This is a genomic window from Mycobacterium sp. URHB0021 (assembly GCF_054057895.1).
Window position 1 is genome coordinate 1,320,454 of record NZ_JBSRZT010000002.1, and the last position, 17,686, is coordinate 1,338,139.

Annotated in this window: 16 protein-coding genes and 1 pseudogene; 9 read left to right on the forward strand and 8 right to left on the reverse strand. The window is 65.9% G+C overall.

What is annotated here, in order from left to right; translation table 11 throughout:
• Positions 1–25: 25 nt before the first annotated feature.
• Positions 26–1,084: a 2Fe-2S iron-sulfur cluster-binding protein gene (locus ACVWWN_RS08695; RefSeq protein WP_457143528.1), complete on the reverse strand. Its 1,059-nt coding sequence runs from the start codon at positions 1,082–1,084 to the stop codon at positions 26–28.
• A gap of 146 nt (positions 1,085–1,230) precedes the next feature.
• On the opposite strand from ACVWWN_RS08695, the gene hsaA reads away from it, so the two are divergent.
• The 4 genes from hsaA to hsaB are packed head-to-tail and all read left to right on the forward strand — an operon-like array spanning position 1,231 to position 4,793.
• Complete coding sequence (gene hsaA / locus ACVWWN_RS08700; protein WP_457143529.1) at positions 1,231–2,415, forward strand: 3-hydroxy-9,10-secoandrosta-1,3,5(10)-triene-9,17-dione monooxygenase oxygenase subunit; 1,185 nt, start codon at positions 1,231–1,233, stop codon at positions 2,413–2,415.
• Positions 2,416–2,427: 12 nt separating this feature from the next.
• Positions 2,428–3,321, forward strand: a complete 894-nt coding sequence (hsaD, locus tag ACVWWN_RS08705; protein WP_457143530.1) for a 4,5:9,10-diseco-3-hydroxy-5,9,17-trioxoandrosta-1(10),2-diene-4-oate hydrolase — start codon at positions 2,428–2,430, stop codon at positions 3,319–3,321.
• A 3-nt stretch (positions 3,322–3,324) separates the two neighbouring features.
• On the forward strand, positions 3,325–4,224 hold the full coding sequence (gene hsaC, locus ACVWWN_RS08710; RefSeq protein WP_457143531.1) for an iron-dependent extradiol dioxygenase HsaC: 900 nt from the start codon (positions 3,325–3,327) through the stop codon (positions 4,222–4,224).
• A gap of 2 nt (positions 4,225–4,226) precedes the next feature.
• A complete protein-coding gene (gene hsaB / locus ACVWWN_RS08715; RefSeq protein ID WP_457143532.1) occupies positions 4,227–4,793 on the forward strand; it encodes a 3-hydroxy-9,10-secoandrosta-1,3,5(10)-triene-9,17-dione monooxygenase reductase subunit in 567 nt (188 codons plus the stop codon).
• Here the strand turns inward: hsaB and ACVWWN_RS08720 are convergent.
• Both ACVWWN_RS08720 and ACVWWN_RS08725 read right to left on the reverse strand, forming a co-directional pair.
• Positions 4,790–5,026: a fibronectin-binding protein gene (locus tag ACVWWN_RS08720; RefSeq protein ID WP_457143533.1), complete on the reverse strand. Its 237-nt coding sequence runs from the start codon at positions 5,024–5,026 to the stop codon at positions 4,790–4,792. The two genes, hsaB and ACVWWN_RS08720, sit on opposite strands and share 4 nt — an antisense overlap.
• 233 nt (positions 5,027–5,259) lie before the next feature.
• Positions 5,260–6,030, reverse strand: a complete 771-nt coding sequence (locus tag ACVWWN_RS08725; RefSeq protein ID WP_457143534.1) for an alpha/beta fold hydrolase — start codon at positions 6,028–6,030, stop codon at positions 5,260–5,262.
• Positions 6,031–6,170: 140 nt separating this feature from the next.
• Here ACVWWN_RS08725 and ACVWWN_RS08730 point away from each other — a divergent pair, with 140 nt between their 5' ends.
• Positions 6,171–6,356 (forward strand): hypothetical protein, encoded by a 186-nt coding sequence (locus tag ACVWWN_RS08730; protein ID WP_457143535.1) that lies wholly within the window; start codon positions 6,171–6,173, stop codon positions 6,354–6,356.
• A gap of 43 nt (positions 6,357–6,399) precedes the next feature.
• On the opposite strand, the gene ACVWWN_RS08735 is transcribed toward ACVWWN_RS08730, so the two are convergent.
• The gene (locus ACVWWN_RS08735) at positions 6,400–7,320 is read right to left on the reverse strand and encodes a LysR family transcriptional regulator (protein WP_457143536.1); all 921 of its coding nucleotides are present in this window, start codon (positions 7,318–7,320) and stop codon (positions 6,400–6,402) included.
• A gap of 113 nt (positions 7,321–7,433) precedes the next feature.
• Here ACVWWN_RS08735 and ACVWWN_RS08740 point away from each other — a divergent pair, with 113 nt between their 5' ends.
• From ACVWWN_RS08740 to ACVWWN_RS08750, 3 genes are read left to right on the forward strand one after another with little or no spacing between them, the layout of a single operon-like run.
• Positions 7,434–8,804 (forward strand): MFS transporter, encoded by a 1,371-nt coding sequence (locus ACVWWN_RS08740; RefSeq protein ID WP_457143537.1) that lies wholly within the window; start codon positions 7,434–7,436, stop codon positions 8,802–8,804.
• On the forward strand, positions 8,801–9,547 hold the full coding sequence (locus tag ACVWWN_RS08745; protein WP_457143538.1) for a 3-hydroxybutyrate dehydrogenase: 747 nt from the start codon (positions 8,801–8,803) through the stop codon (positions 9,545–9,547). Before ACVWWN_RS08740 ends, ACVWWN_RS08745 begins: the two co-directional genes overlap by 4 nt.
• Positions 9,544–11,451 carry an acetoacetate--CoA ligase gene (locus ACVWWN_RS08750; RefSeq protein ID WP_457143539.1) on the forward strand — a complete coding sequence of 636 codons (1,908 nt, stop codon included), beginning with the start codon at positions 9,544–9,546 and terminating at the stop codon, positions 11,449–11,451. The genes ACVWWN_RS08745 and ACVWWN_RS08750 overlap by 4 nt, the downstream gene beginning before the upstream one ends.
• Before the next feature lie 410 nt (positions 11,452–11,861).
• Here the strand turns inward: ACVWWN_RS08750 and ACVWWN_RS08755 are convergent.
• The 3 genes and pseudogenes from ACVWWN_RS08755 to ACVWWN_RS08765 all read right to left on the reverse strand — a co-directional run.
• A pseudogene (locus ACVWWN_RS08755) lies at positions 11,862–12,077 on the reverse strand (hypothetical protein); the annotation flags it as partial.
• A gap of 41 nt (positions 12,078–12,118) precedes the next feature.
• On the reverse strand, positions 12,119–12,265 hold the full coding sequence (locus tag ACVWWN_RS08760; RefSeq protein WP_457143540.1) for a hypothetical protein: 147 nt from the start codon (positions 12,263–12,265) through the stop codon (positions 12,119–12,121).
• A gap of 126 nt (positions 12,266–12,391) precedes the next feature.
• Positions 12,392–14,536: an aminotransferase class I/II-fold pyridoxal phosphate-dependent enzyme gene (locus ACVWWN_RS08765; protein ID WP_457143541.1), complete on the reverse strand. Its 2,145-nt coding sequence runs from the start codon at positions 14,534–14,536 to the stop codon at positions 12,392–12,394.
• Between the two features lie 69 nt (positions 14,537–14,605).
• Between ACVWWN_RS08765 and hutH the strand changes: the two genes are divergently transcribed.
• Positions 14,606–16,144: a histidine ammonia-lyase gene (hutH, locus tag ACVWWN_RS08770; RefSeq protein ID WP_457143542.1), complete on the forward strand. Its 1,539-nt coding sequence runs from the start codon at positions 14,606–14,608 to the stop codon at positions 16,142–16,144.
• On the opposite strand, the gene ACVWWN_RS08775 is transcribed toward hutH, so the two are convergent.
• Positions 16,145–17,593 (reverse strand): aromatic amino acid lyase, encoded by a 1,449-nt coding sequence (locus tag ACVWWN_RS08775; protein ID WP_457143543.1) that lies wholly within the window; start codon positions 17,591–17,593, stop codon positions 16,145–16,147.
• Positions 17,594–17,686 lie beyond the last annotated feature (93 nt).

Genomic DNA, 17,686 nt, shown 5'->3' on the forward strand with positions numbered 1-17,686 from the left:
TAGCCCGGCAAATGTCGGCCCGGGCCTATTCGTCGTAGGTGACTTCGACCGAATCCGACCGCGGCCGGGCCTGACAACCCAGGATCAGACCCTGGTCGATATCGGATTGCTCCAGCACATCGTTGACTTCCATCTCGACGTCGCCGCCCTTCTTCAGCACCGCGCAGGCGCCGCAGTGGCCCTCTCGGCAGGAAAACGGTGCGTCGAGACCTTTGTCGAGCAGCACGTCGAGCAGCTTGGCGTTGCGGGGCCAACGGACCTCGTGGGTCTCCCCGTCGAGCGTGACGATCGCAGTGGCCGGCCCTCCGTCGCTGTCGTCCTCCTCGATGACGACCGCAGCAAAGGGATCCGAATCCAGCGACTTGAACACCTCGACATGTGTCCTGCCGGCGGGCGCGCCCAAGCTCTTCAGTGCTTCCTCCGCGGCCGTCATGAACGGTCCCGGTCCGCAGATGTATGCGTCACGTCCGATGTAGGGCCCGGCGAGGCCGGTCAGGGCGGCGGCACTGGGCAATCCCTGCACGGTCTCCAGCCAGTGCACGACCGTGAGCCGGTCAGGGTACTTGGCCGACAGTTCGCGCAGCGTGCCGCCGAAGATCACCGAGTTCTCGTCGCGGTTGGCGTAGATGAGCACGACTTTGCCGCCGCCCTCGGCGAGCGCCGATTTGCAGATCGCCATCATCGGGGTGATCCCGCTGCCCGCGGCCAGGAGCAGGAAGTCGGTGTCGAGCGTCTTGGGAACGAACGTGCCGGAGGGTGCGAGCACGTGGATTCGCATGCCCCGATGGGCGTTGTCGCACAGCCAGTTCGAGGCGTACCCGTCGGCGGTGCGCTTCACCGTCACCGTCATCGGGTCGCCCGTGAACGGCGAGCTGCACAGCGAGTAGCAGCGGGCCACCGAGCCGGTGCGGTCGCTGGGTACCCGCAGGGTGAGGAACTGCCCGGGTGCGTAGCGCAATCGGTCGGCCGGCACCTGGGCGCCGTCGGGCACGGTGAACACGAGTGAGCGGGCGTCGTCGGTCTCCACGACGACGTCGGCCACCTGCAGCTCCAGCACGTGGCTACCGAGCGGCTCGTCCGTCACGGCGCATGCCCTTCTACTCGTGATAACTAGAACAGGTTACAGAAATGCATGTACGCAGGTCCAGCCGTCGTAGGAATGCCCTGCTCGACACAAATCGTAACGTGTTCTAATCTTCTTTCAGGCCAGTACTCCCGAGAGGCAAATTAGTGACGTCCATTGAACAGCGTGACGTGCAGTCGGTCCTAGCCGGCATCGATGATCTGCTGCCGCTGATCGCGAAGCGGGCGCAGGCGACAGAGGATCTGCGCAAGCTGCCCGACGACACGGTTGCCGAACTCGACGAGGTCGGTTTCTTCAAGCTTCTGCAGCCCGAGCAGTGGGGCGGCTTGCAGTGCGACCCGACGCTGTTCTACGAGGCCGTCCGGCGCATCGCGACGTCATGCGGGTCCACCGGCTGGGTCAGCTCGATCATCGGCGTGCACAACTGGCACCTCGCGCTGTTCGATCAGCAAGCTCAAGAGGAAGTGTGGGGTGAGGACCCGACCGTGCGCGTCTCGTCGTCGTACGCGCCGATGGGTGCGGGCACCGTTGTCGACGGCGGCTACCTCGTCAACGGCTCGTGGAACTGGTCATCGGGTTGTGACCACGCCACCTGGGCGTTCCTCGGCGGTCCCGTGATCAAGGACGGCAGGCCGGTCGACTTCGGGAGCTTCCTCGTCCCGCGCAGCGAGTACCGCATCGACGACGTGTGGCACGTGGTCGGGCTGCGCGGCACCGGCAGTAACACGGTCGTCGTCAAGGACGTGTTCGTGCCGCGGCATCGTTTCCTGTCCTACAAGGCGATGAACGACCAAACCGCGGGGGGCCTGCAGAAGAATGCCGCTCCGGTATATAAGATGCCCTGGGGCACAGTACATCCCACCACGATTTCGGCGCCGATCGTGGGAATGGCTTACGGCGCATACGATGCACACGTCGAGCATCAGGGCAAGCGGGTGCGTGCCGCGTTTGCGGGTGAGAAGGCCAAGGACGATCCGTTCGCCAAGGTCCGCATCGCCGAGGCGGCCAGCGACATCGACGCCGCCTGGCGGCAACTGATCGGCAACGTCGGCGACGAGTATGCGCTGCTGACGGCGGGCAAGGACATTCCTTTCGAGCTGCGCGCCCGCGCCCGCCGCGACCAGGTCCGTGCCACCGGCCGCGCGATCGCATCCATCGACCGGCTGTTCGAGGCCTCCGGCGCCACGGCACTGAACAACGACGCTCCGGTGCAACGGTTCTGGCGCGACGCCCACGCCGGCCGCGTGCACGCCGCCAACGATCCCGAACGCGCTTACCTGATCTTCGGCAACAACGAGTTCGGGTTGCCGCCCCAGGACACGATGGTCTAGTTGGTCGGTCTGATGACATCGTTCGCCGCCGAAACCGCGCAGCAGCAGGAGATCACGTTTAAATCGACGTCGCGCTTCGCCGACGTGCGCGGCAAGGGCCGTGACATGCGCCTGCACTATCACGAAGCCGGAGCCGGCAACGGCGAGACGGTCGTGCTGCTGCACGGCGGCGGTCCGGGCGCCTCGAGCTGGTCGAACTTCGGCCGCAACATCATCGTGCTGGCCAAGCATTTCCACGTGCTGGCCGTGGACCAGCCTGGTTACGGCCACTCCGACAAGCACACCGAACACGAGCAGTACAACCGGTACAGCGCCAACGCACTGCTCAATCTGTTCGACCATCTCAGCATTGAACGTGCTGCGCTGGTGGGTAATTCACTCGGCGGCGGCACCGCCGTGCGCTTCGCGCTGGACTATCCCGACCGCGCCGGACGATTGGTGCTGATGGGTCCGGGCGGCCTGAGCGTGAACTTGTTCGCCCCGGATCCCACCGAGGGCGTCAAGCTGTTGGGCAAGTTCTCCGCCGAGCCCACCAAGGAGAACCTGGAAAAGTTCCTGCGGATCATGGTCTACGACCAGAAGCTCATCACGCCGGAGCTCATCGATGAGCGGTTCGCCATCGCCGCCACACCCGAGTCGCTGGCCGCCACCCGTGCGATGGGCAAGTCGTTCGCGGGTGCGGATTTCGAACTCGGCATGATGTGGCGTGAGGTGTACAAGCTGCGGCAGCGCGTACTTCTGATCTGGGGCCGGGAGGACCGCGTCAACCCGCTCGACGGCGCGCTGGTGGCACTCAAGCAGATTCCTCGCGTGCAGTTGCACGTCTTCGGTCAGTGCGGGCATTGGGCGCAGCTGGAGAAGTTCGACGAATTCAACAAGCTGACCATCGATTTCCTGGGAGGCTGAATCATGAGCATCCGGTCACTGGGCTATCTGCGCATCGAGTCCACCGACGTCGCGGCCTGGCGCGAATACGGTCTGAAGGTCCTCGGCATGGTCGAGGGCGCGGGTCAGGTCGAGGGCGCGCTGTACCTGCGGATGGACGAGTTCCCGGCCCGGCTGGTGATCGTCCCCGGGGAGCACGACCGTCTCGTCCAATCCGGTTTGGAAACGGGCAATTCGGCAGAGCTGCAGGACATTCGAAACCGGCTCGACGTCGAGGGCACGCCGTACAAAGAGGCCTCCACCGCGGAGCTCGCCGAACGCCGCGTCGACGAGATGATCCGATTCGACGACCCGTCGGGCAACACCCTCGAGGTGTTTAACGGCGTGGCACTCGAGCACCGTCGCGTGGTCAGCCCCTACGGCCACAAGTTCGTCACCGACGAACAGGGGCTGGGCCACGTCGTGCTCACCACCAAGGACGATATGGAATCGCTGCACTTCTACCGCGACGTGCTCGGCTTCAGGCTCCGCGACTCCATGCGGCTGCCACCGCAGCTTGTCGGCAGGCCCGCCGACGGCGCGCCGGCCTGGCTGCGTTTCTTCGGCGTCAACCCCCGTCATCACAGCCTGGCGTTCATGCCCGGCGAGACCCCGAGCGGCATCGTCCACCTGATGATGGAGGTGGAGAACAGCGACGACGTCGGGCTGTGCCTCGACCGCGCATTGCGTCGGAAGGTGCCGATGTCGGCGACGCTGGGCCGCCACGTGAACGACAAGATGCTGTCGTTCTATATGAAGACGCCCGGCGGGTTCGACGTCGAATTCGGCTGCGAGGGACTCGAAGTCGCAGACGAGGACTGGATAGCCAGGGAGAGCACCGCGGTTAGCCTGTGGGGCCACGATTTCAGCGTCGGCTTCAAGTAATAGTGTCCGACGAACTCCTTGATCCGCGCACGTTTCGTCACGTGCTCGGCCAGTTCTGCACCGGCATCACCGTCATCACCACCATGCACGAAGCCGCACCTGTCGGCTTTGCCTGCCAGTCCTTCGCGGCGCTGTCCCTGGACCCGCCGTTGGTGCTGTTCTGCCCGACGAAGGTGTCGCGGTCGTGGCAGGCGATCGAGGCGTCCGGGCACTTCTGCGTGAACGTGTTGCATGAGAAACAGAAGGACGTCTCGGCGCGGTTCGGCTCCAGGGATCCGGACAAGTTCGCCGGAATCGACTGGATCCCTTCACACCTGGGCTCGCCGATTCTCGACGGAACGCTGGCGCACATTGATTGCACCGTCCATTCGGTCCACGACGGTGGCGATCACTACGTGGTATTCGGCGCCGTGCACTCGTTGTCGGAGGTGCCGAAGAAAAAACCGCGGCCGCTGTTGTTCTACCGCGGCGAGTACACCGGGATCGAGCCGGACAAGAACTCCCCGGCGCAGTGGCGCGACGATCTGGAGGCATTCCTGACCACCACCACCGACGACACCTGGCTCTAGATACAGCCGTTCAGGCAGACGTCGGTCGGGGGCAGTGTCTCCGGCAGCGGCGCGTTCGGATCGGCAGGTGGCTGCTGCTGGGTGAGATCGATGTCGCCTTCGAGGTCGGGCGCGATCGGAACATATTTGCAGAAGAAATTGATTGCGAACTCGCACGGGTTGTCGCCCGGTTCGGCGTCGGCCGGCACGGCGAGCACCGTAGCGGCCGCAAGTGCGCTCAGTGCGGCGATCACCGACCGTGTGAGCATGTGGTCACCCTAATGCCATCTCGGGCGCACCGATGCCGTATCCATATCCCCGCCCGCGAACCCGCGTAGCTTTCGCCCATGACGCCCGAGGGGATCATCATGCTGGGCGCTCCGGTGCTGCTGTGGACTGCCGGCGGGTTGGCCGCCTACGGAGCCATGGGCCGCCTCGAGAACCACAACTCCGGTGGCGGTGGGGGTTGCGCCGGGAGCGGACCTTGTTACCGCGCCGGCCCGTCCACGAAATCCACGATGGCGGCCGCTACCTCGCGATGCATCGTGTCGTTGAGGATGTCGTGGCGGCCGCCCGGAAACTCCTTGAGCTGCAACGGGCCGATCTGTTCGGCGTAGGCGCTGACAGCGCCGACAGGGGCGATCGGATCGGCTCCTCCGTGCACCGCCAGCGTCGGCACCGCGAGCTTCGGCAGGTCTGCGCCGAAGCGGTCCCACGCCCTGTCGAGTTCTCGCGTCAGCGATTTGCCGTCGGCGTCGACGAAGGCCAGCGGGTCGTTCTCCAGTGAGTCGAGGTAGAACGGATCGTCGGAGAGCCAGATGGGGTCGAGGTCGAATGCGCTGTCGGCATCGAGCATTTCGGGGATCGGAACAAGCGGGGCACCGGAGATCACGCCGGCCCGGTACCGCTCCGGCTGTTCCAGCAATCGGAACAAGGTGACGACCGAACCGAACGAATGGCCCTGGGCGATCAGCGGCAGGCCAGGACGTTCCCGCTCGGCGAGCCCGGTCAAGGTTTCGGCCAGTGCCGAGCTGTCCTCGATCGTGCCGAAGTCACCGCGGCTGCCCGGGCTCAGGCCATGACCGAACTGGTCGACCGCCCAGAGATCGATGCCTGCGGCGTTGAGTGCGAAGCCGTACCGGTGGTAGACGCCGGTGTGCTCGCCGAAGCCGTGCAGAAAGATGACGGCGGCTCGAGCGTCGGCGGCGGCCCAGTGCCGGTAGTACACAGGGCCCCGTTGATGGTCGATGAATGGCATGCCCCAGCCTGTCCCAAGCGGCGTGATTCTGCCAACCGCCGGTCAATTGCTGCCATCGGAATTAATGGCCTGACCACCGTGTTCAGTCAATCAGACCGACGCGAGAGAAGCACCGGCAAGCAAGCAGAAGAGGCACCAAGATGAAGAAGTTCGGATTTGCCGCCGTAATCGCGAGTGCGCTCACCGCAGGCGTCGTCGGACTCGCCGCCCCGGCCCAAGCCGCCATCGATATCCCGACCGAGCGCACTCACCACTCGTGGATCTACGTGATCCAGCCGCAGGTGAACGTCCCCCACGTCGACACCACTGTGCACCAGAGCCACTGACTGCGGCATCACGGTAAAAGGGCACCCGCCGGGGTGCCCTTTTTCATTGCACGGGGGAGCCCATCAACACGTCTCGCTGGTCGGCTACGCGGTCGCGGATCGCCTCGACGACGGCCGCGACCTCGGCCCGCCGCAGCGTCTCGGTCCGCGCGACGAGCCAGTACGTCAGCGCAATGGCGACGGCACCGGGTAGCACCCGGATCAGATCGTCGTGACGGTCGGCCATGAAACAAGGCAGCAGGCCGATGCCCGCCGCGGCGCGGGTGGCCTCCACATGCACGAAAACGTTTGTGGATGTGACGGATTCGCGCATGCCGGGGGTGAAGCTCGTCGCCCGATCCAGATCGTCGACCTGCAGCATCGAGTCGATGAAGTAGACCAGCGGATAACGGGCCAGATCATCGATGCCGGCCGGCAGGCCGTGCTCGGCGATGTAGTCCCGCGACCCGTACAGTCCAAGGCAGTAATCGCCCAGCTGGATTGCTTTGGCGCGGTGCACTTTTGGTTCACCGACCACCACCTCGATGTCGAGCCCCGATCGCTGCTGGGTGGCGCGCCGCGTGGTGGCAACGATCTCGACCGCGACTTTCGGATGTCGACGTTGTACCTGCGCGGCCGCGGGCGCCGCGATGTATGCGGAGAACCCGTCGGTGGCCGATATCCGCACCACGCCCTCCAACGTCCGGGTTCCGCCCGGTTCGACGCGCAGCGAACGAACGGCCGCTTCGACTGCCTCGGCGGCTGACAGCGCGTCGCGTCCCAGCTCGGTGAGCTCCCAACCGCCGGCCACCCGGGCCAGCACCCGGCCACCGACCGATCGCTCCAGCGCGGCGATGCGGCGCGAAATGGTGGTGTGGTTGAGCCCGAGTTCCTCGGCCGCGGTGTTGTAGCGGCCGGTCCGGCCGACGGCCAGCAGTACGAGCAGGTCGTCGGCGCTTGGCCGACCGGTCGGGGATAGCGGCATATCTGCATTTTTGCAGATGCCAACTGCAGTTTTGTCCATTGCGGTGTCCATACACCTGCATGAATACTCACAGACGTTTGTGGGTGGCATCACAACGAAGGGGAGGGGTCAGGATGACCAGCATTACCCGGGCCACCGGAAGTGAATCGGGTCCGATCACGACCGGGCTGAAACGAGTCGTCGCCGCCTCGATGGCCGGCACGGTCGTCGAGTGGTACGAGTTCTTCCTTTACGGGACGGCGGCAACCCTGGTCTTCAGCAAGGTGTTCTTCGCTCCGAGCGACAACGAACTCGACGCCATCCTCGCGGCGTTCCTCACCTATTTCGTCGGGTTCCTGGCCCGTCCGCTCGGCGGTGTGATTTTCGGACATTTCGGTGATAAGTACGGTCGCAAGAAGCTACTGCAGTTCAGCCTGCTGCTGGTGGGCGTCGCAACCTTTCTGATGGGCTGTCTGCCGACGTTCGGGCAAGTCGGCTACTGGGCCCCGGCGCTGCTGGTGATACTCCGGTTCATTCAGGGTTTTGCCGTCGGTGGCGAGTGGGGCGGTGCGGTGCTGCTGGTCGCCGAGCACAGTCCCAACCAGAGCCGTGCGTTCTGGGCGAGTTGGCCGCAGGCAGCGGTGCCGGTGGGCAACATGCTGGCCACCGTCGTGCTCCTGGTGCTGACCGGAACGCTGTCGGACGACGCGTTCCTGGCGTGGGGATGGCGGGTGGCCTTCTGGCTCTCGGCAGTCGTCGTGCTGGTGGGCTACTACATCAGGACCAAGGTCACCGACGCGCCGATCTTCCTGGCGGCACAGGAAGAGGTCGAGCGGGTCAAGGCCGTCTCGTACGGTGTCGTCGAGGTGCTGAAGCGTTACCCGCGTGGAGTTTTCACCGCGATGGGGCTGCGCTTCGCCGAAAACATCATGTATTACCTGGTGGTCACCTTCTCCATCACGTACCTCAAGGTCCAGGTCGGCGCCGACACGGGCGACATCCTCTGGTGGCTCCTTGCCGCCCATGCCGTGCACTTCCTGGTCATCCCCCAGGTGGGACGGCTGTCCGACCGTATCGGGCGGCGTCCGGTGTATATCGTCGGCGCGATCGCCGCGGGCACGTGGGGCTTCTTCGCCTTCCCGATGATGAACAGTGCCAACTACCTCGTCATCATGGCGGCCATCATCATCGGGCTGGTCATTCACGCCTGCATGTACGCGCCCCAGCCCGCCATAATGGCTGAGATGTTCCCGACCCGGATGCGATACTCCGGTGTGTCTCTCGGGTATCAGGTGACGTCGATCGTCGCAGGGTCTTTGGCGCCGATCGTCGCCGTCGAACTGCTCGACGTCTACGATTCTTCGGTACCGATCGCGGTGTATCTGGCCGGGGCCTCGGTGCTCACCCTGATCGCGGCGCTGTTCATGCGCGAGACGGACGGAATGGACTTGGGGGAGCTCGACGAGGGGGACCGCGAGGAACTAGCGAAGAGTGGGGTCGTATGACGGAGTTGGATGGACTCACCGCGCTGGTGACCGGCGCCGCGAGCGGCATCGGAGCGGCCTGCGCCCGAGAGCTCGCCCGCCGCGGTGCGGCGGTCACGGTCGTCGACATCGACGAGGCCGGCGCCAGGGCGCTGGCCGGCGACATCAGCGGAAAAGCCTGGGCGGTGGACCTTCTCGATGTCGACTCGCTGGAGAATCTGCACCTGGAGACCGACATCCTGGTCAACAACGCCGGCGTGCAGAGCATCGCCCCGATCGAGGACTTCCCGCCCGACCGCTTCAGGACCATGCTGGCGCTGATGGTCGAGGCGCCTTTCTTGCTGATCCGCGCGGCGCTGCCGAGCATGTACCGCAAGGGGTACGGCCGCATCATCAACATCTCCTCGGTGCACGGCATCCGCGCCTCCGAATACAAGGTCGCCTATGTCACCGCCAAACATGCGCTCGAAGGACTGTCCAAGGTGACGGCGCTCGAGGGTGGACCGCACGATGTGACGAGCAACTGCGTCAACCCGGGCTACGTGCGGACACCCCTGGTCACCAAACAGATCGCAGATCAGGCGAGGACACACGGTATCCCCGAGGATCAGGTGGTCGAGGTCATCCTGCTGAAGGAGAGCGCCATCAAGCGACTGGTCGAACCGGAAGAAGTCGCCGACCTCGTCGGCTGGCTGGCCTCGCCGGCTGCCCGAATGGTGACGGGGGCGTCCTACACCATGGATGGTGGGTGGAGCGCCCGGTGAGCGACGAAGTCGAATCACCCCAGTGGGAGCCGACGCCGGAGGGCATCGCCCGGGCCAGGATCACCGACTTCGCGCGTTTCGCGCAGGAGCGGGCCGGCGCGCCCGTCGGCGACTACCGGTCGTTGTGGCGATGGTCGGTCGACCATCCCGAGGCATTCTGGGGTTTGCTATGGGAGTACTTCGACCTCGGTGACCGACCCGACGTCGTGCTCGAGAACGCCCAGATGCCCGGTGCGCGCTGGTTCCCGGGCGTCCGGCTGAACTACGTGGATCAGGTGATCCGCAACGCGCGCACGGACCGGCCGGCGATCATCCATGTCGCCGAAGGCGGTTCGACCAGCTGGATCACCTGGGCCGAACTACTGGGCCGCACGGCGGCTTTCGCACGACACCTGCGTACGCTCGGGGTCACCGCGGGCGACCGGGTGGTGGGCTACCTGCCGAACATCCCCGAGGCAGTCATCGCATTCCTGGCGGCGGCCAGCATCGGCGCGGTCTGGAGCGCGTGCGGGCAGGATTACTCCGCCAAGGCCGCGCTGGACAGGCTGGGCCAGCTCGAACCCGTCGTGCTGGTGACGGTCGACGGCTACACCTTCGGCGGAAAAACGCACGACAAGCGCGACGACATCGCGGCGCTGCAGGCGGGGCTGCCGACATTGCGGGCCACGGCATCGACGGCCGAGCTTGCCGGACGGCTCGACCCGGCCGAACTGCACACCGAGCCCGTCGACTTCGACCATCCCCTCTGGGTGCTGTTCTCGTCCGGCACCACCGGGCTACCCAAGGGCATCATGCACGGGCACGGCGGTGTGGTGCTCGAACATCTGAAAGCGCTTGCTCTGCAAGGTGATATCGGTCCCGACGACACCTTCTTCTGGTACACCAGCCCCAGCTGGATGATGTGGAATTTCCAGGTCGCCGGGCTGCTGGTCGGAGCGACCATCGTCTGCTACGAGGGCAGCCCGTCTGCGCCGCGGCCCGACGCCCTCTGGGAGATCGCCGCCCGCATCGGGGCCACCGTGTTGGGCACCAGCCCGGGATATGTGCTCGGGTGTGCCAAGGCCGGCGCGGTGCCGCGCCGGGAGCATGATCTGTCCGCGCTGCGAACGGTGGGCATCACCGGATCGTCACTGCCGTCGTCGTCGTCACTGTGGTTGCGTGACAACGTCGGCAACGGGGTGCAGGTCGCGTCAATCAGCGGCGGGACCGATGTGGTGTCCGCGTTCATCGGAGGCGTGCCGACCGTGCCGGTGTGGCCGGGCGAGTTGTCGGCTCCCTACCTCGGCGTCGCGCTGGACTCCTGGGACGAGTCCGGAAATCCGGTGCGCGGCGAAGTGGGTGAGCTGGTGATCACCCAGCCGATGCCGTCCATGCCTGTCGCGTTCTGGCGCGACCCCGACGGAAGCCGTTACCGCGCAGCATATTTCGAAATGTTCCCGGGGGTTTGGCGGCACGGTGACTGGATCACGATCACCGATCACGGCAGCATCATTGTGCACGGCCGCTCGGACTCCACGCTGAACCGCCACGGCATCCGGATGGGCAGCGCCGACATCTATCAAGCGATCGAGCGACTGCCCGAGATCGCCGAGGCGCTGGTGATCGGTACCGAACAACCCGACGGCGGCTACTGGATGCCGCTGTTCGTCGTGCTGGCCGGTGACGCATCGCTGACCGATGACCTCGCCGACCGGATCAAGCGGACCATCCGCGAAGAGGTGTCGCCGCGCCACGTCCCCGACGAGATCATCGTGGCGCCGGGTGTCCCGCACACCCGCACCGGCAAGAAGCTCGAAGTGCCGATCAAGAAGTTGTTCCAGGGCGCGGACCCGGCCCGTGTGGTGGAACGCAGCGCCGTCGACGACCCGGACCTGCTGGACTGGTACGCCGACCAGAAGCGCTAGGCCGGCCGGACTGCCCGGGCCGGCGGGTCGAGACCACGCCGGCGGAGACGCCCACACTAGTCGCTGACGCGAAAGCGTTGTGGCGCAGCGAGAATCACCGAGGACGCCGGCCAGGGCCACTAGTGGAGACCTTTTCATGGCCACGGACATAGGCCAGCCATTCCATGAAGAACGTGACCCTCAGATTGGTGGTCGGCATTCCTGACCAGTCGAAGATCTGCTCGCCGCTTCGACGAGTCCTTCGCCGAGTGGGAAGTCGAAGTAGGCACGCTGCACACCTCCGAGCGCCGCGCGAACATCGCGGAAAGTGAGCAACGCGCACGCGGCAGCCTTCGTGGTGCCCGGTGCGGCGGCGCTGCAGGCCGCGACGCAACTGGCTGCCGCGTACGACACGTCGCCGGTGGTTGAAGCTAGGTGGGTGTGGGTGGTGGTTGGGGTTGGAAGGGTTGATACCACCACCAGTGGGCGCGTTCGCCGGTGGGTCCCGGACAGGGTGGGACTGCGGGTGGGGGTTGGGTTGGGGGGCGGGCCAGCGATCCGGGGGTGAGGGTGCGGCCGGTGTTGTCGGTGACGCACAGCTGGGCTGGGGGTCCGGTGGTGGTGATGCCGCCGCGGTGGTGCAGCCGGCTTGTTCTCGACGAGCTGGAGGCTCTCGGGGTGCGGATCGCTACGGTGATCCACCGCTCGACCGCCGCGCGTCGAGCATGGCGAGTGTCCGCGACGCCAGTTCGTCTCGAATCCCGCTCTGCGCATAAGGAATGAAGGCACGCAGCAGATCAGGATTCGTCATCGGGGTCCGCGTCTCCAGAGCCATTTGAAAGTTGGATCGGTGGGCTTACAGCGGTTTCGGTGATGGTGGCGTTCGCCGTTTGGCCGCCCGCACGACTGTTGAGGGGTTAGTTATGACGGGCGTGAGGCGGTCTAGGTCGGCGCGACGCGGTCAGACGGTTGTCATCGCGTAGTCGAGGTCGAACAACGCGCGATGTTCGTCGATGAAGTCCTCGACCGTGCTGAGGGGGCGCCCAATGATAGTCGGTGCTGCAGAGCTGACGCCGGCCAGGCGTCCCTCTTGTTGGTCGATTGTCACGGCCTCGAAGTGCCTGAGCTTGGCCGTGTCATCAGGTATGCCAATCAGATCCAGGAACGTCGTTACGGTGACTTGCTCGAACGGGAGGTCCTTCCCGAGGACGCGGCTGACCTCTGCGGCTAGTTCCAGGTGGCTGTATTCAACGGGTCCGGTCAAGGTGTGGACGCGGCCGCCGTGCTGCTCGGGTTCGGCCAGAATGGTCGCAGCGGTCAATGCGATGTCTCGTCCGGCGATCGGAGCGAAGCGGCTGTCAGCGTCAAAGGGCATGACGTAACGGCCGGATCGGATCAGCTCGGCGATGTAGGTCAGCCATTCCATGAAGAACGTGACCCTCAGATTGGTGGTCGGGACTCCTGACCAACCGAAGATCTGCTCGGAGAGCCAATGGTTCTGCGTCGCCTTACTGCGGGCCTGAGGGCACGATTGGATTTGTGACATGTTCACGATCGCTTCAAGGCGTTCTTCCTTGGCGGCCTGGGCGAACATGACCGCCGCTTCGACGAGTCCTTCGCCGAGTGGAAAGTTGAAATAGGCACGCTGCACACCGTCGAGCGCCGCGCGAACATCGCGGAAAGTCAGCAAGTCGCCGAATACAACTTCGACACCGTTATCGCGAAGCCGTTGGGCACGAGCGTCATCCCTGCGCACCATTGCCCTGACCTGTAGCCCACTCTTGAGTAAGTAACCGCGCTCGCGCCAGGAGATCGCCAACCGCACATAGCGTAACCACATGCGCCGAACCCGGGTGTTGTTCATAGGCGGCCAACCCAGCACCAGCCGCTGGTGCACCTGGGTCAACGACCCCTTCGAACCCGCAGCCAGCCGCCGATGCGGCGGACCGCCTCCTCGACATCGCTTGTCGGCCCGGCGAACGACAGTCGCACGTAGGCGCCGCCTCGTACGGTGTCGAAATCGATCCCGGGGGCGATGGCAACGCCGGTGTCGGCCAGCAGTTTCGAGCAGAACGACAGCGAATCCGTGGTCAGGTGGGACCACGTCGGCGTAGACGTAGAACGCGCCGTCGGTCGGTGCCAATCGGTCGATGCCGATCGACCGGAGACCGTCCAGCAGCAGCCCGCGGTTCGCCGCGTAATGATGCAGCAGCGCATCTGCTTCGGCGACCGACTCGGCCGTGAACGCCGCGACCGCGGCCAGCTGGGCCAGCGCCGGTGGACAGATGGTGAAGTTCCCCGTCAGGCGGTCCACGGCGCGCTGAAGCTCGCTGGGCACCAACAGCCAGCCGAGCCGCCACCCCGTCATCGCGAAGTATTTCGAGAAGCTGTTGACCACCAAGGCATCTCGTGAGGTTGTCCACGCACAGCTGGTCGCGGGCGCACCCGGATAGACCAGGCCGTGATAGACCTCATCACTGATCAGCCGGACGTCCGACGCGGCACACCACGCGGCGATCGCGGCGAGCTCGTCGGGCGGTATGACGGTCCCGGTCGGATTCGCCGGGCTCGCGACGATCACACCTTTCACCGGTGGGTCGAGATCGGCGAGCATCTGCACTGTCGGCTGAAACCGCGTCTCGGGTCCGCATGGAATCTCGACCACCTCACAGCCCAACGCAGCGAGGATGTTGCGGTAACAGGGATAGCCGGGGCTGGCGATGGCCACCCGGTCGCCGACGTCGAAGCACGCCAGAAACGTCAGCAGGAACCCGCCCGATGAGCCGGTCGTGACCACTACGTCGTCAGGGTCCACGGCGAGCCCGTGACGGCCCAGATACGCCGCGGCGATCGCGGATCGCAGCTCGGGGATACCGAGCGCGACCGTGTAGCCGAGCTGGTTGCGGTTCAGGGCGGCCACCGCGGCCTCCCGCACGGGTCCCGGCGCTCCCGCGCTCGGCTGGCCCGCCGACAGGTTCACCAGGTCGCCATGGGTGCGCTGCCGCTCGGCCGCGGCCAGCCACACGTCCATCACGTAGAACGGCGGGATGCCGGCGCGCAGTGCTGCTCCTGTCTTTTTGCTCCTCGCGTCCGCAGTGCTGCTCACCCGAGCCAGGCTAACCCACCTCCCGGCAATACCCGCTGGCCGGTGCACGGCGGCGTGCACAATCGTCGAATGACTCCGATTGTCGTGGGTACCGGTCCTGTTTCCGAAGACGACGTGGTTCGCGTGGCGCGTGAGAATGCGCCCGTAGTGATCGCCGACGATGCGCTTGCCGCTGTCGCCGCGAGTCGCGCCAGGATCGAAGCGCTCGCCGACGACCCGACGCCGGCCTACGGCATCTCCACCGGGTTCGGCGCCCTCGCTACCCGGCATATTCCACAGGATCTCCGAACCAAGCTGCAGCGCAGCCTCATTCGTTCTCATGCCGCAGGCTCGGGTCCCGAGGTGGAACGGGAGGTGATCAGGGCGATGATGTTGCTGCGGTTGTCGACCCTGGCCACCGCCCGTACCGGGGTACGCCCTGAGGTTGCCCAGGCCTACGCGAAACTGCTGTCGGCGGGGCTTACCCCGGTGGTCTACGAGTACGGGAGCCTCGGCTGTTCCGGAGACCTCGCTCCGCTGGCGCATGTGGCACTGGCGGTGATGGGGGAGGGAAACGTGCGAACCGCCGACGGCGAGCTTGCGCCGGCATCGGCAGCGCTTGCCGCGCACGGCCTCGAGCCCATCACCTTCGCGGAGAAGGAGGGCCTGGCACTGATCAACGGCACCGACGGGATGCTCGGGCAGTTGGTCCTGGCGCTGGCCGACCTGGACCGGCTGCTGGTCCTGGCCGACATCGCCGCGGCGATGAGCGTCGAGGGACTACTCGGCACGGTCAAGGTTTTCGCGCCACATCTGCAGGCATTGCGGCCGCAGCCCGGTCAGGCGGTCGCGGCGGCGAACATCACCCGAATGCTGGCGGACTCGCCCATCGTCGCCAGCCACAGTGGACCGGACTGCCCGCTGGTTCAGGATGCCTACTCGCTGCGATGCGCGCCACAGGTGGCCGGTGCCGCACGTGACACGGCGGCGCACGCCCGCAACGTCGCGCACTGGGAACTGGCCAGCATCATCGACAATCCCGTCATCACCGATGCCGGAACGGTGGAGTCGAACGGGAACTTCCACGGCGCCCCGGTGGCCTATGTGCTGGACTTTCTCGCCATTGTCGTCGCCGACCTGGCCAGCATCAGCGAGCGCCGCACCGATCGCTTCCTCGACCCCTCCCGCAGTCACGGTCTCAATGCGTTTCTCGCCGACGACCCCGGCGTCGACAGTGGCCACATGATCGCGCAGTACACCCAGGCGGCGATCGTCTCCGAACTCAAGCGCCTGGCCAACCCGGCCAGCGTCGACTCGATTCCCTCGTCGGCGATGCAGGAAGATCACGTGTCGATGGGCTGGTCCGCGGCCCGCAAACTACGCAAGGCGGTCGACGGTCTCACTCGCGTGCTGGCCATCGAAATCCTCACCGCGGCAAGGGGTATCGACATGCGCGCCCCGTTGGCGCCGGCCCCGGCGACAGGGGCGGTCATCGAGGTCGTGCGTGCGCGGGTCGCAGGCCGTGGCGCCGACCGGTATCTCGCGCCCGAGATCGAGGCCCTGGTCGGCCTCGCCCGTGACGGCTCACTCGTCGCCGCGGCGGAGGGCGTCGTCGGTCAGCTGGCCTGACTACTCGGAATCCGGGATGAGCCGGCCGAGGTCGTCGAGCAGCAACTCCGCCTGCGCGATGTCGCCGCGGAGGTCCCTGTCGTCGTCGTTGCGGGGAAGACCGGCGGCCAGCGCGAGCGCTTCGGCGAGTACTCCTGTGAACGACTCGTCCAGCCAACGCTGCCGCAGGAGCCTCACCGCGCCCACCAGTTCGCAGCAGAGCAGAACGCGGTACGCGGCGACCGACCGCTCGAGCTGGAGCGCGCCCTGAGGCGCGAAGGTGGCGTCCTCCTCGGCGCCCCGCGACAGCACAAGCGTCCCCACCGACGCCGGCTGTGCGGCGGCACGGATCTCGGCGATCGCGCCGGCAGCCACATACTCGACCATCATGAGCCCGGACGACCCCTCAGGACCGGCCGCCAGAAAAGCATTGCGCCCATTCGTATCCGGATCGTTGAGCATTCTGATCCGGGAATGCGTGATGGGGGAGGTCAGCGCCAACGCCAGGGTGGTTCCATCCAGCTCCAGCGACAACGACGCCTGGTAGAAGGCGCCGTGATGGACGACCTCGTCGTTCTCCAGGTCGAACAGCGGATTCTCCTGCGCCGCGTTCAACGTTCGTTCCAACTGCCGGCCAAGGGAATCCAGCGACGCGACAACGCTTGCGTGAGCGACCGGATAGACGCGGAGCCCGTACGGATCCTGGATGCGGGCGGCGCGGGAGTCGGTCCGGCCGTCACCGGCGAACAGTGACCGCAGTCGCGCTGCGATGTCCTCCACGTGCGGGGCGGCAGCGGCCCGCGCAGCGGTTGCCGAAAAGGCCGACGGATTGCCGTCGAGCGCCAGGAAACTCAGCATGTAGATGATGCTGGATGCGCGTTCGAGCCGGGTGAGCTCATCCAACGAAAGGCAGCCGCGTCCGACGGTCAGTGCGCTGCTGCTCATGAACGGCAGCGCGCTGTCGGCGCTCCACGGCTCCATCGGAGTCAACGGCGCCGTCGCGGTCCGCTCACCCACCAACGTCAACGCCGTCCCCGCCAGGGCCGCCAGGTCACCGGTTCCGATGGACGCGTACTGCAGGAGTTCGGGCAGGGCATCGTCGTTGAGCATCCGCTCGAGCCCCGTCAGGATCCTGGGCTCGAGGCCGGCGCCCGGCACGCACAGTTGCACCAGTCGGGTCGCCAGCATCGCCCGGACCGTTCTGTCCTGAAGCGGATCGCCGGCGTCGACGGCGTGGCTGCGCAGCAGTCGCATCCCGTACTCCGGGTCGTCCGCCGGCACCGGCGTGATGCGGTTCGCGCCCACCCCGGTGGTCCGCCCGTAGGTGGGGAATCGAGCGCTGAGATCGGCGGCAAGTTTGTGCGCATTGCCGACCGCTTCGACGACCGCCGGTGAAACCGACACCTGGTCACGACGATCCGCAAGCGTCACGACATCGGAGATCCGGCCGGTTCCGGCCAACTCAATCATGGAAATTCTCCTCGATCTCTATCGCCGACGAGCGGCAGGCTCTATCCTCTCTCCATATCCGAGGATTTCGCTAGATGAAAACCAATTTTTATC